At 65.3% G+C, this 13,193-nt stretch carries 13 protein-coding genes; 7 read left to right on the top strand and 6 right to left on the bottom strand.

All coding sequences use genetic code 11. The features are described 5' to 3' along the window. The first annotated feature begins 93 nt into the window (after window positions 1-93). A complete protein-coding gene (gene vapB / locus ACZ2GY_RS14880; RefSeq protein WP_404800768.1) occupies window positions 94-306 on the top strand; it encodes a type II toxin-antitoxin system VapB family antitoxin in 213 nt (70 codons plus the stop codon). A gap of 24 nt (window positions 307-330) precedes the next feature. Here vapB and xylB read toward each other — a convergent pair whose 3' ends face one another. Both xylB and xylA read right to left on the bottom strand, forming a co-directional pair. Then, window positions 331-1,728, bottom strand: a complete 1,398-nt coding sequence (gene xylB / locus ACZ2GY_RS14875; RefSeq protein WP_471672289.1) for a xylulokinase — start codon at window positions 1,726-1,728, stop codon at window positions 331-333. A 120-nt stretch (window positions 1,729-1,848) separates the two neighbouring features. Continuing rightward, window positions 1,849-3,039: a xylose isomerase gene (xylA, locus tag ACZ2GY_RS14870; RefSeq protein WP_471672288.1), complete on the bottom strand. Its 1,191-nt coding sequence runs from the start codon at window positions 3,037-3,039 to the stop codon at window positions 1,849-1,851. Between the two features lie 154 nt (window positions 3,040-3,193). Here xylA and ACZ2GY_RS14865 point away from each other — a divergent pair, with 154 nt between their 5' ends. Further along, window positions 3,194-4,387: an ROK family transcriptional regulator gene (locus tag ACZ2GY_RS14865; RefSeq protein ID WP_471672287.1), complete on the top strand. Its 1,194-nt coding sequence runs from the start codon at window positions 3,194-3,196 to the stop codon at window positions 4,385-4,387. Here ACZ2GY_RS14865 and ACZ2GY_RS14860 read toward each other — a convergent pair. From ACZ2GY_RS14860 to ACZ2GY_RS14850, 3 genes are all read right to left on the bottom strand, one after another. Next, window positions 4,360-5,595: an amidohydrolase gene (locus ACZ2GY_RS14860; RefSeq protein WP_471672286.1), complete on the bottom strand. Its 1,236-nt coding sequence runs from the start codon at window positions 5,593-5,595 to the stop codon at window positions 4,360-4,362. The genes ACZ2GY_RS14865 and ACZ2GY_RS14860 overlap by 28 nt on opposite strands. Window positions 5,596-5,666: 71 nt before the next feature. Further along, entirely contained in the window at window positions 5,667-6,551 is an 885-nt protein-coding gene (locus ACZ2GY_RS14855; protein ID WP_471672285.1) for an EamA family transporter, read from the bottom strand. 33 nt (window positions 6,552-6,584) lie between these two features. Continuing rightward, complete coding sequence (locus ACZ2GY_RS14850; protein WP_277359611.1) at window positions 6,585-6,956, bottom strand: Hpt domain-containing protein; 372 nt, start codon at window positions 6,954-6,956, stop codon at window positions 6,585-6,587. A 168-nt stretch (window positions 6,957-7,124) separates the two neighbouring features. Here ACZ2GY_RS14850 and ACZ2GY_RS14845 point away from each other — a divergent pair, with 168 nt between their 5' ends. From ACZ2GY_RS14845 to ACZ2GY_RS14830, 4 genes are read left to right on the top strand one after another with little or no spacing between them, the layout of a single operon-like run. Continuing rightward, window positions 7,125-8,516, top strand: coding sequence for a flavin monoamine oxidase family protein (locus ACZ2GY_RS14845; protein WP_471672284.1), 1,392 nt, complete (start codon window positions 7,125-7,127; stop codon window positions 8,514-8,516). Continuing rightward, window positions 8,513-9,586, top strand: coding sequence for an agmatine deiminase family protein (locus tag ACZ2GY_RS14840; RefSeq protein WP_471672283.1), 1,074 nt, complete (start codon window positions 8,513-8,515; stop codon window positions 9,584-9,586). Before ACZ2GY_RS14845 ends, ACZ2GY_RS14840 begins: the two co-directional genes overlap by 4 nt. Then, window positions 9,586-11,286, top strand: coding sequence for an amidase (locus ACZ2GY_RS14835; RefSeq protein ID WP_471672282.1), 1,701 nt, complete (start codon window positions 9,586-9,588; stop codon window positions 11,284-11,286). Before ACZ2GY_RS14840 ends, ACZ2GY_RS14835 begins: the two co-directional genes overlap by 1 nt. A gap of 23 nt (window positions 11,287-11,309) precedes the next feature. Further along, window positions 11,310-12,293 carry an aldo/keto reductase gene (locus tag ACZ2GY_RS14830; protein WP_471672281.1) on the top strand — a complete coding sequence of 328 codons (984 nt, stop codon included), beginning with the start codon at window positions 11,310-11,312 and terminating at the stop codon, window positions 12,291-12,293. 5 nt (window positions 12,294-12,298) lie between these two features. On the opposite strand, the gene ACZ2GY_RS14825 is transcribed toward ACZ2GY_RS14830, so the two are convergent. Beyond that, complete coding sequence (locus ACZ2GY_RS14825) at window positions 12,299-12,649, bottom strand: ArsR/SmtB family transcription factor (RefSeq protein WP_471672280.1); 351 nt, start codon at window positions 12,647-12,649, stop codon at window positions 12,299-12,301. An 87-nt stretch (window positions 12,650-12,736) separates the two neighbouring features. On the opposite strand from ACZ2GY_RS14825, the gene ACZ2GY_RS14820 reads away from it, so the two are divergent. Beyond that, the gene (locus ACZ2GY_RS14820) at window positions 12,737-13,159 is read left to right on the top strand and encodes an arsenate reductase ArsC (protein ID WP_471672279.1); all 423 of its coding nucleotides are present in this window, start codon (window positions 12,737-12,739) and stop codon (window positions 13,157-13,159) included. Window positions 13,160-13,193 lie beyond the last annotated feature (34 nt).

Here is a 13,193-nt window from a genome sequence, read left to right as displayed (position 1 = left end):
ATCCGCCACAACCACGCAGAACGGTGGTGCATTCCTTGCGAAGCCTTGCTGGCGGCCGGACTTGTTGGAACACTGTTCGTGTAGGGAGAGACGATGACCACCACAAAGATTCTCAGGACCAGCCGGTCCCAAATCATTCGGATACCCGAAGCCCTGCAATGGCCTGACAATGTGAACGAAGTTGTGGTCATTCAAGATGGCCCATCGCGGATAATCACGCCTGTAGATCGGTCATGGGACTCCTGGTTTGCCGACCTGCCAGCGGACGGTAGCTACCCGGCTGAGCGGGAACAAACGTCGGAATAGCGTTCGCACCTTCCGCATGAACTTCTAGTTGCCGCTCGTACGCCTCGCCACTTCCCGGTAGCGCGTCAGCACCTCCGGAGTCGGAGCAGAATCAACGAGCTCGACGCCGCTGGTCCGCCAGTCCGGCAGCGCGCCATGCAGCGCTCCGGCAGCCTGGCGGGCAGCGCCGTCGGCTACGTATTCGCCGGGGCTCGGAACAGACACCGGTAGACCGAAAACGGCACTAACAATCTCCCGCAGTGCTTCTGATCGCGCGCCTCCGCCCACGAGGATGACCCGCCGCGCAACAACTCCCGCGTCGGTCAGCGCCTGGAGCCCATCCGCGAGGGAGCAGACCACGCCCTCGACGGCGGCTCTCGCCACGTTCGCGGGCGTGTAGTTGTCCAAAGTCAGACCGTGCAAAGAACCGGTGGCATCGGGCAGGTTGGGGGTGCGCTCGCCCGAGAAATAGGGCACGAGGATGAGGCCGTCGGCACCCGCCGGAGCGCTCAGCGCAAGCCGGGCGAACTCGCTATGGTCAACGTCGAGCAAACGCGCGGTGGCGTCGAGCACGAGGGTGGCATTAAGCGTGCACACCAGGGGCAGATAGTTGCCTGTAGCGTCAGCGAAACCGGCCACCAAACCGGAAGCGTCCGACGTCGGGCTGCCGGACACCGCAAAAACGGTGCCTGAGGTGCCAACGGATACAACGACGTCGCCCTCCGCCGCTCCAACCCCCAGTCCCGCCCCAGCATTGTCACCGGCGCCGGCGCCGATGATGCGCCCTTCCAGATCCTTCCGGAACTCGAGCGGACCGAGGACTTCGGGAAGGACAGGGACATGTCCCAGCGTGGCTTCGAGTACCTCGGTCAAGTACCCCTTCGAGGCGGACCAGTAACCCGTCCCGGACGCGTCCGAACGGTCGGTAGCCAGCTCCTTCAGTCCTTCGGAACCCGACCCCGGGCCGTGGCCGGCGAGGCGCCAGCTGAGCCAGTCGTGCGGCAGACACACGGCCGCCGTTCTCGCGGCGTTCTCCGGCTCGTTCTCGGCGAGCCACCGCAGCTTCGTCGCGGTCAGCGACGCCACCGGGACGGTGCCGGTTGTCTCGGCCCACCACTGTGCGCCCTTCTCCCGGACAAGCGCCGCCGCTGCTCCCGCCGAGCGCGTGTCATTCCAGAGCAGCGCCGGCCGGATAATCTCACCATTGGCATCCAGGCACACCATGCCGTGCTGCTGGCCGGCGACTGAGACGGCCGCGACGTCGTCGAATCCGCCCGCCGCCGTGATGGCTTCCTGCAGGGCGGTCCACCAGGCATCGGGATGCACTTCCGTTCCGTGCGGGTGCTGCGCTGAGCCGGAGCGCACCAGTTCGCCGGTTTCCGCATCCCGGATGACCACTTTGCACGACTGTGTGGAGCTGTCTACTCCGGCTACCAGGGCCATGACTGTTCCTTCACTGCATTTTCACCCTCGGAAGGGGAAAGTTTTTGTCGCCTAGTTGCTGCTATAACTGCTCGAAAACGTCAACTAGGCGACAAAAACTTCAGGTGGTGGGGTGGAAAGTTAGGAGCGCGATCCGAGGAGGTGCTCCATGGCCAGCTGGTTCAACCGGATGAAAGCGAAGGACCGCTCGGAGGCCTTCTCGGCGTCGAAATCCTCAAACGCAGTCCGGTCCGCGAGAAGATCAGCGGTGGTTTCCCCCGCTGCCAGAGTGGTTTCACCGAGTTCGACGACGCCGGATGCCTTCAGCGCCTCCTGCACCTCCGGATCGGCACGGAAAGCGAGAGCGCGTTCCTTGAGCAGTAGGTACATGGACATGTTGGCCCGGGCTGAGTTCCAGACGCCGTCGTAACCGTCGGTGCGGGACGGCTTGTAGTCGAAGTGGCGCGGGCCCTCATAGCGTGGACCGCCGTTGGGGAAGCCGTTCTCCAGGAGGTCGACCGTGAAGAAGGCGCTGGAAAGGTCACCGTGCCCAAACACGAGGTCCTGATCGTACTTGATTCCCTTCTGGCCGTTGAGGTCAATGTGGAAGAGCTTGCCGGCCCAGAGCGCCTGCGCAATGCCGTGGGTGAAGTTCAGGCCCGCCATCTGCTCGTGACCGGTCTCAGGGTTCACACCCACAATGTCGCCGTGCTCGAGTTCGGCGATGAAAGCCAGGGCATGGCCCACCGTCGGCAGGAAGATGTCCCCGCGGGGTTCGTTCGGCTTCGGCTCAAGGGCAAGGCGGAGGCCGTAGCCCTTCTCCTTGATGTAGCCGGCGACAGTGTCCACGCCTTCCTTCATTCGGTTCAGGGCAGCCGCCAGATCCTTGGAGCCGTCATACTCCGCACCCTCACGGCCTCCCCACATCACGAACGTCTCGGCGCCGAGCTCAGCCGCGAGGTCGATGTTGGTCAGTACCTTCCGCAGGGCGAACCGGCGGATAGAGCGGTCATTGCTGGTGAAGCCGCCATCCTTGAACACCGGGTGGCTGAACAGGTTGGTGGTCACCATCGGAACCTTCAGACCGGTCTCAGCCAATGCGTCGCGGAAGCTGCCGAGAATGCTTTCGCGCTGCTGGTCCATGGAACCGAACGGGACAAGGTCATTGTCATGGAAGGTGACGCCGTAGGCGCCGAGTTCGGCGAGATGGTGGACCGCCTCAACGGGATCGAGCGCTGCGCGCGTGTCGGTGCCGAAGGGGTCGGTCCCGGTCCATCCGACGGTCCAGAGGCCGAAGGTGAAGCGATCTGCCGGTGTGGGCTGAGGTGACATGGATGTACTCCGCACTGAGTTGAGCTGAATGAAGCGATAAGTTCGTGACTAAAACATATAGCCGCACTCTCCATCCGTCAACACCTTTCGGCCCAGATTTCAACCGGTGAAGTGCTATGTTTACGTCCAGGACAAATAGGGTGAGGGGCTGGGAGTGAACGAGCGTAGCGGCACTGAGGATCTGCGGCGCCGCAACCTCTCCGCCGTGCTCACCGCTGCCCACCGGCACGGCCCCCTCACCCGCGCCGCCCTCGTTCAGCGCTGCAACCTCACCCGGTCCACCATTGGCGCCCTCGTTGGCGAACTGTCCGCTCTTGGCCTGGTGTATGAGACGGATGTTGCTGCTGCGAGGGTTGGCCGCCCCAGCCCCATGGTCCACGCCAGTGAACGCGTCGTTGCGCTGGCGGTCAATCCCGACGTCGATGCGGTGACGGTGGGCGTCGTTGGCCTGGGCGGCATGGTCCATCGCCGGATCCGCTACAACACCTCATCCATCCCTTCGCTGGAGGAGGCGGTCAACATCACGCGCGCCGTCGTGGAGGGGCTTTCGGTGGAACTGGCGGGAAGCGAGCATGTGCTCGGTCTGGGCCTTGCCATCCCCGGACTGGTCAACGCGGAAGTAGGCCAGGTGTTGCTCGCGCCGCATCTCGGCTGGAAGGATGTCGACGTCGTCGGGCCCTTCCGCCAAGCGCTGGGCATGCCCGTTGTGGCGGCCAATGATGCGACGCTCGGCACACTCGCCGAGAGTATCTTCGGCGCAGCGGCGGGCTACAGTGACGCGCTCTACCTGAACGGCAGCGCCTCCGGCATCGGTGGCGGCGCGATTGTCGGCGGGCAGCCTTTGGGTGGGGCGTCCGGGTACGCCGGCGAGTTTGGGCACATGGTGACGCGGCCCGGCGGGGAGCAATGCCACTGCGGCCGCCGTGGGTGCCTTGAAACCGAGGTCAACCTCGATCGGCTGCTGAAGGTTGTCAACCTGAACCATGCCCAGGCGGAACAACTCGAGGACGCCCTGCTTGCCACCCAGACATTCCCGGTGCTGCGCGAGATCCGGCGGCAGACAGACCTGTTGGCCATTGCGCTTGGCAACCTCGTGAACGTCTTCAATCCGCAGATAATTGTGCTCGGCGGCTTCCTCGGCGTGTTGCTTGCCGCGGACAGGGAGCGGTTGAGCGCGGCTGTAGCGGCGGGACCGATCAGCGGCCTGGGCACTAAGGTGCGCCTCGAGCGTGCCGCCCTCGGCGCCGAACTGCTCCTCGTGGGAGCCGCAGAGGCAGTGTTCGCCGGGCTCCTCACCGAACCTCGAAGCGTTGCGCCCGGTCAGGAAAGCGGTGCCAGGCCCAGCTGATCCGCCACCACACGTCCCTGATGAATCACCGTACGGTCCCACGGCCGGTCCATGACGGCCGAGGTGACGGTTTCACCCGCAAGGAGCAACAGCTCAGCCGGGTCGCCGACCTGGAGGCCCGGCCGGTCGCTGACGCTGGTCAACCTTTCCGACCCAGGATCCATAATTGCCGCACCGCCGATACTGGCGACGGCAAAGCAGTGCTCAATGAGCTCGTCCGCCCGGTATCCGTTGGTGAACGCGAGCTGCCAGGTGCGCTCAAGCATGTCCCCATTGCCATAGGGGGACCAGTAATCGCGCTGACCGTCCTCGCCGAGCCCAACACGGACGCCGGCTTCAGTGAGCTGCCGCAGCGGCAACGGGTCCCGAACTGACGGCGCTACCGTCGCCATGGCAATGTCCGCCTCCGCGAACTCGTCGATCAGCCGGCGGGTGGTGCTTTCCGACACGCTGCCGAGTGAGTACCCGTGGGAAATGGTGACCCTGCCCTGCATCCCGGCGGCCCGGGTCCGCTCGAGGATGAGGTCCGCGCTGTAGACGCCGAGCTCGCCCGGCTCATGGAGATGAATGTCGATCGGCACCTGGTACTTTTCGGCCAGCCCGAAAACGATGTCGAGATGGCGCACTGGATCCCTGTCCAGCTGGCACGGGTCGATCCCGCCGATCACGTCCGCGCCCTGTTTCAGGGATTCCTCAATCAGCGGCACCACGCCCTCTTCAAGCAGGAGGCCAGCCTGTGGGAACGCGATGATCTCCACGTCAGCGCGTGCACGGTGCGTCTCCCGGGCGGCGACCACCGCGTCGAAACGTTCGAGCCGGCAGTCGGCGTCGATCTGCGCGTAGCTGCGTACCCGGGTGGTGCCGTGCTCAATCATGGTGGCAAGCGTGAAAGCGGTCCGGTCCGCGATGGGCGCTTCGGCCGTGCGCCAATTCTCGCGATCATTCAGCATCATTCCCCACACACCCGGGCGGCCGGTATGCGGCCGGAACGGCAGCCCGAGCCGTGTCGAGTCAAGGTGGACATGGACATCGGAGAAGGATGGAAGCAGCAGGCGCCCCCTGCCATCGACGACGTCGGCGCGTGTCTCGCCGCCCGCAGCAGCACCCTCCGGTGCCGTTGAGGAAGGCCGGATGGCGGCAATGCGCCCGTCCTGCAGTTCCACGTCCGACAGTTCGCCGCCCCACGGGCGTACCTGGTGCAGAATCATTGGGAGCCTCCTCGCTCACGCGCCAAGGTTGCCGGCGGCAACCAGCCCAGTCTAGCGACGGTTGCCAACGCTCACGGAGCGGGAGTGGGCGGAATCTCCGAAGCAGGCGGGCGCCGTCGTCGTACGCCAACCGTCACTCCAATCGATGCAGCGGTGACCAGCACCAGCGCAATGATTTCCCGGGCGCCCAGCGCCTGGCTGAGCACCAGCAGTCCCGCGAGCGCGGCCATCGCCGGCCCCAGGGCGGACAGCACGCCGAACACCCGCGTGGACAGCCGCTGCAGTGCGAGCATCTCCAGTGCATAGGGGAACGCGCTGGAGAGCAGGGCAACACCAACGAACACCGGCAGCACCAGCGGTGACACGAGAGCGCCCGCGGCGGCGGACGGCGCACCGAACGGCAGGACGATCACCGCTCCGATCGCCATGGACACAGCCAGGCCCTCGACGCCGGGAACCAGCCGCCCCACGCGTGCGCTGGCGAGAATGTAGAGGGCCCAGAACGCGCCCGCGCCGAGCGCAAAGAGGATGCCGGCGAGCGGCAGGACGCTGCCGTCGTCGAACCCCAAAAGAACGACGCCGGCAAACGCCAGCAGTGCCCACGCCGCGTCAGTGAGGCGCCGGGTCTGCACCAGTGCCAGCACGAGCGGGCCGGTGAACTCGAGCGTCACGGCCACGCCAATCGGGATGACGCCGATGGCGAGGTAGATAAGGCTGTTCATCCCTGCCAGCGCGACGCCCAGCACCGCTGCGGCTGCCCACTGCTCGCGCTTCCACCCGCGTACCTTCGGGCGCACAACAGCCAGCAGGATCAACGCCCCGAACAGCAACCGGAGGAACACTGCGCCGGTGGGACCCACGGCGTCGAACTGCGTCCTGGCCAGGGCTGCACCGAACTGGACGGACAGCACCGCCATGATCATCAGCACGGGAGCAGGGATGGAGGAGGTGCGCATACCTACATTCTGTCCGGATCGCGGCCCCGAGCATCACCAACTCGCGTCGATGTACTTCGTTGTCAGCTTTCTGACCGTTGCATCGCCGCACTCCTTGACCTGCGGAAGTGCTTCGGCCACGGCGCCCAGGTGTCCGCGTTTCAGGCTCGATTCAAGTTCCGCCGCGAGTTTCGCGAGCCGGGCGGCGCCGATCATGGCCGAGCCAATCCGCACGCTGAGCAGTGCGTCGAGGGATGCGGCTTCATCATGTCGTTGCACGGCCTCCGCGAGGCGGAGGTACCGTTCGTCCCAGAAGGCAACGAAGTCGCGCACAAAGGAATGCGCAGGACCGGGATCCTCGAACTCATCCTCCAGCCTGTGCAGAACCTTCCGGTCCACAAGCGGAGCGCGTTTGTTCTTCGACATGCGGCTCAGCGTAGGAGAGGAAGCATGGGAAAACATCGGTATGACGACGGCGGCGCAACAGTGCCGACGATGCCGGGCTTTTCAAACCGGACCCCTTCCTCTACAGTAATTGGACATAAACGAATGTCATTCGTTTTAGCACGGCGCCACCCGTGTAGAGAGGACATCATGAGGATTATCGAAAGCGACGTCGTCGTCGTTGGTGCAGGACCGTCAGGACTGACTGCAGCGAGGGAGCTGCGGAAGGCCGGCCACTCCGTTACCGTTCTTGAGGCGCGGGACCGCGTGGGCGGCCGGACCCATACCGATGTGATCGACGGCGCTGTCCTGGAACTCGGCGGACAGTGGGTGTCGCCGGATCAGGAGGCGCTGATCGGCCTACTCAAGGAGCTCGGACTGGAAACCTACTCGCGCTACCGCGAGGGTGAGTCCGTCTACATCGGAGCGGACGGCAAGGCCGTCCGGTACACCGGCGAGATGTTCCCCGTGAGCCGCCGGACGAGCGCGGAGATGTCACGGCTTATCGAGGAACTGGACCGCCTGGCTGCCCAAATGGATCCCAAGGCTCCGTGGGAGCACCCGCAGGCCAGGGAGCTGGACACCGTTTCCTTCCATTCCTGGCTCCGGCAGCAGTCGGATGACGAGGAAGCCTGCAACAACATCGGCCTCTTCATCGCGGGCGGCATGCTCACCAAGCCGGCTCACGCTTTCTCAACGCTGCAGGCCGTGCTGATGGCCGCGTCCGCCGGCTCGTTCTCGAACCTGGTGGACGAGGACTTCATCCTCGACAAGCGTGTTGTCGGTGGAATGCAGTCGGTGTCAGAGCGCATCGCAGCTGAGTTGGGGGACTGCGTCGTCCTGAACAGTCCCGTCCGCACCCTCCGCTGGTCGGAAAGCCAGGACGGAACCACCACGGTGACCGCCATCTCGGAAAGCGTCACTGTCAACGCGCGGTACGCCGTCATGGCCGTTCCGCCGAACCTGTACTCGCGGGTCTCCTACGAACCCCCGTTGCCGCGCAGGCAGCACCAGATGCATCAGCACCAGTCACTGGGCCTGGTCATCAAGGTGCACGCCGTCTATGAGACGCCGTTCTGGCGCGAGGACGGACTGTCCGGCACCGGCTTCAGTGCAGGGTCGATTGTGCAGGAGGTTTACGACAACACCAACCACGAAGACTCCCGCGGAACCCTCGTTGCCTTCATTTCCGATGAGAAGGCCGACGCCATGTTTGAATTCTCCGTCGAGGACCGGCGCCGGCAGATCCTCGAGTCCATCGCCGGGTTCCTGGGACCGAAAGCCCTGGAGCCCGAGGTGTACTACGAGTCGGACTGGGGCTCCGAGGAATGGACCCGGGGCGCGTACGCAGCCAGCTATGACCTCGGCGGCCTGCACCGCTACGCCAAGCACCAGCTGACCCCGGTGGGCCCCATCTACTGGTCCAGCTCCGACCTCGCGGCCGAGGGCTACCAGCACGTCGACGGCGCCGTTCGCATGGGTCAGCTGACCGCCCGAAACATTACGACGGCGCTCCAGAAGCAGCGCGCTCTCATCGGATGAACGCTTCACTGACCGCCGCCACCGTCATGCCCGCCGAGTGGGAGCGGCATGAGCGCACCTGGATGGCCTTCCCGCCCTCCAATGACACATTCGGCGCACCTGGTAGCGAGAGCCTCGGCCGGGCACGCGAGGCCTGGTCCCGCGTGGCCCGGACCATCGCCCGCTACGAACCCGTGACCGTCCTCGCGGATCCGGCCGACGCCGCGACCGCCCGCACACTGCTGGGAGCCGACATTGCGGTGCAGGAGACCGAGCTCGACGACGCGTGGCTCCGCGATTCCGGGCCCACGTTCGTCCATGCCTCGGACGGTTCCACGCACGCCGTGAACTGGATCTTCAACGGATGGGGCGCCCAGCACTGGGCGGCGTGGGAGAAGGACCAGCGCGTCGGCCGTGCGGTGGCCGCGCACGCGGGTACCCCGGTTGGGGACAGCACGCTTGTGAATGAGGGCGGCGGCTTCCACGTCGACGGCCGTGGAACGGTCCTGCTCACCGAGACGGTCCAGCTCGATCCCGGACGCAACCCGGGAGCCACCAAGGAATCCGTCGAAGCAGAGCTTCACGCCCGTTTGGGCACCCGGCACGCAGTCTGGCTGCCGCGCGGGCTCAGCCGCGACTATGAGGAGTTCGGCACCCGCGGTCACGTGGACATCGTCGCCGCGTTCACGCCGTCGGGCGCTGTTCTCCTCCACAGGCAGGACAACCCCGAACATCCCGACTACGAGGTGAGCCGCTTCCTGCGGTCCGAACTGGAGAGAGCGGTCGACGCCGATGGTCACCCTCTGGAGATCATCGACATCCCAGCCCCCACGGTCCTCGCCGACGACGACGGCTTTGTGGACTACTCCTACATCAACCACTACGTGGCGAACGGCGCAGTGATCCTGTGTGCCTTCGATGACGAGAACGACGCCGTTGCAGCCGACATCCTCGGCCGCGCCTACCCGGGACGAATAGTTGAACTCGTCGACGCCCGCGACATTTTCTTCTTCGGCGGCGGCATCCACTGCATCACCCAGCAGCAACCCGCGGCGCGAGCCACGGCGGGCCGGAGTGAGGGGAACCGCTGATGGGTTTCAATGTCGTCGAAGCCGGTATCGCGGATCTTCGCGCGGCACTCGAGACCGGCCAGGTAACCAGCGAGGAGCTCGTCGGGAGCTACCTGAACCGCATTGCGGTCTATGACAAGGCGGGCATCCGGCTCAACTCAGTCGTCGTCATGAACCCGGATGCGCTGGAAGAAGCGCGGGCCTCTGACCGCCGCCGGCAGAAGGGTGAAACTCTCGGTCCGTTGGACGGCATCCCGTACACCGCGAAGGACAGCTACCAGGCTAAGGGGCTCACGGTTGCTGCGGGCTCCCCGGCGTTTCAGGGCCTCATCGCGCAGCAGGACGCGTTCACGATTGAGCGGCTTCGCGGCGCCGGCGCCATCCTCATCGGCCTCACCAACATGCCGCCGATGGCCAACGGCGGAATGCAGCGCGGCGTTTACGGACGGGCTGAAAGCCCCTACAACGCTGACTACCTCACCGCCGCTTTCGCGTCCGGCTCCTCCAACGGATCCGGCACCGCGACGGCCGCCAGCTTCGCCGCCTTCGGCCTGGCCGAGGAGACGTGGTCATCAGGGCGTGCCCCGGCGTCGAACAACGGACTGTGCGCGTACACCCCTTCGCCGGGTGTCATCTCGGTGCGGGGAAACTGGCCGCTCGTGCCTACCATGGACGTGGTGGTTCCCCACACGCGCACCATGGCGGACCTGCTCGAGGTCCTCGACGTCATCGTCGCCGACGACACCGAAACCCGCGGCGACTTCTGGCGCGTCCAGCCCTGGGTGTCCGTTCCGCGCGCCTCGGAGGTGCGTCCGCCGTCGTACCGGTCGTTGGCCGCTGACCGCAGCGCACTGAAGGGGAAGCGCTTCGGTGTGCCCCGCATGTACATCAACAAGGACAACCCCGCCGGCACTACAGCGGCACCCGGCATCGGCGGCCCCACCGGCCAGCGGATCGAGACGCGGCAGTCGGTCATCGAACTCTGGCAGGCAGCGCGGCGGGATCTGGAGAACGCGGGCGCCGAGGTGGTCGAGGTCAACTTTCCCGTGGTCTCCAACTACGAGGGTGACAGGCCCGGTGCGCCGACCATCAGCACCCGCGGACTCGTCAGCCCCGAATACCTCAAGCACGAGATCGGAGACCTGCCCGCCTGGGCCTGGGAAGACTTCCTGCAGGCGAACGCCGATCCGCAGTTGGCGTCACTTGCCGACGTCGACGGCGCCACGATCTTCCCTGCGCCGGAAGGCGCGCTGCCGGACCGGTATACCGGCTTCGACGACGACATCGCCGAGTACCCGGACGTCATCCGCCGGCACGGACCGGTGTCCCTGACCGACATCCCCCATCTGGAGGAGGGGCTGCGTGGTCTGCAGGAGACCCGCCGGCTGGACCTTCACGAATGGATGGATGAGAACAGACTGGACGCGGTCATCTTCCCGGCAGCGGCCGACGTCGGACCTGCGGACACCGATACCTCCGTCGCCTCCGCGGACCTCGCGTGGCGCAACGGAGTGTGGGTGTCCAACGGCAACCTGGTGCCGCGCCACCTCGGCATCCCGACGGTCACCGTTCCGATGGGCGTGATGGCCGATCTCGGGATGCCGGTGGGCCTGACTTTCGCGGGAAAGGCGTATTCGGACAACGCGCTGCTGCGGCTGGCTGCTGCCTTCGAAGCAACTGGCTCACGCCGGGTAGCTCCACCCAGGACGCCGCAGGTCTGACCGGTCGGTCATATAGTCGAGCCATGGAACAACGCATTCTTGGCAAGACCGGCCGCCCGGTATCGACGATCGGACTCGGAACGTGGCAACTCGGAGCCGACTGGGGCCAGGTGGACCAGGAGGACGCGCTCGCCGTGCTGGAAGGAGCGGTCGACTCCGGTGTGAACTTCTTCGACACCGCTGATGTGTATGGCGACGGCCGGAGCGAGCAGACCATCGGCTCGTTCCTCAAGGCCAATCCCGGGGTGGATGTCACTGTGGCAACGAAGATGGGCCGGCGGACGGACCAGCTTCCCGAGAATTACAGCCTGACCAACTTCCGGTCCTGGCTGGACCGCTCACGGCGTAACCTGCAACAGGACACCCTCGACCTCGTCCAACTGCACTGCCCGCCGACTGCCGTTTACAGCAACCCGGAAGTGTATGACGCCCTGGATACCCTCGTGAGCGAGGGCGTTATCCGCAACTACGGCGTGAGCGTCGAACGGACCGACGAAGCGCTGGAGGCGATCAAGCGCGGTAACACCGCGACGGTGCAGGTCATCCTCAACGCCTTCCGTCTCAAACCGCTGGATGAGGTGCTTCCGGCGGCTGCGGCGGCCGGTGTCGGAATCATCGCCCGCGTTCCGCTTGCCTCGGGGCTGTTGTCCGGAAAGTACACGAAAGACACCGAGTTTCCGGAGGACGATCACCGCAACTACAACCGCACGGGTTCAGCGTTCGACGTCGGTGAGACGTTCTCCGGCGTGGATTTCGAAACTGGGCTGGCGGCAGTTGATGAGTTCAATGCGCTGGTGCCCGACGGCGTGAGCACCGCACAGGCGGCCCTGGCGTGGGTGGTTGCCCAGGAGGGTGTCACCACGGTGATTCCTGGCGCCCGCACCCCGGCACAGGCGCGGGCAAATGCTGAAGCGGGTGCGGAGGGCGGCCTGGGGAATGAGATCAGCGCGGGTGTACTGGACATCTACAACCGGTACTTCAGGGAGGCCGTCCACCTCCGGTGGTAGGAGCGTCAGAGCGACGCGAGCAGCCCCGTCACCCTGTCCAGTGCGCCGGGAACCAGGGAGTAGTAGGCCCAGGTTCCTCGCTTCTCGCGGTTCAGCAGTCCGGCTTCGACGAGGATCTTCAAATGGTGGGAGACAGTCGGCTGACCGAGGTCCAGTGGTTCGGTCAGGTCACACACGCAGGCCTCGCCTGACTCTCCCGCCTTCACAATGGACAGCAGCCGCAGCCGGTTCGGATCCGCCAAAGCTTTGAACACGAGGGCACGCTGCTGCGCATCCTCGAGGCTGATCCCGGGTTGATCCGACGGCGCGCAGCAAGCACTGTCCAGCGTCGATTCGAGGGTTTGCGCAGTGTTCATGAATCCATTATGCACCGATGGATTGACATGGATCGATATAGCTGGTGGTATTCAATCGATCGTTGTCAATCAATGCGGAGATCCCCGATGACTACTGATGTCCCCCAAAAGCCGTCCGTCCTGTTCGTGTGCGTTCACAACGCCGGCCGGTCGCAGATGGCAGCAGCCTTCCTCACTACTCTCTCGAAGGGTGCCATCGAGGTGCGCTCGGCCGGATCGCAGCCGGCTGACAAGATCAACCCGTCCGCGGTCGAGGCCATGGCCGAGGTCGGAATCGACATGAGCAGCGAGATCCCGAAGGTCCTGACCACGGAGGCAATCAAGGAGTCCGACGTCGTCATCACCATGGGCTGCGGCGATGAGTGCCCCTACTTTCCCGGCAAGCGCTACGAGGACTGGGTGCTTGAGGATCCGGCAGGAAAGGGTGTGGAGTCCGTCCGGCCCATCCGCGACGAGATCAAGAGCAGGATCGAAACACTCATTGAGTCGCTGACTCCCGCATCAAGGTAGCTGCACCGGGATCTGACCTCGTAACGCCAATGCC

Source organism: Arthrobacter sp. KKT183, assembly GCF_055657625.1.
The sequence above is the reverse complement of the archived record's forward strand: the minus strand, read 5'-3'. Positions and strand labels throughout refer to the sequence as shown.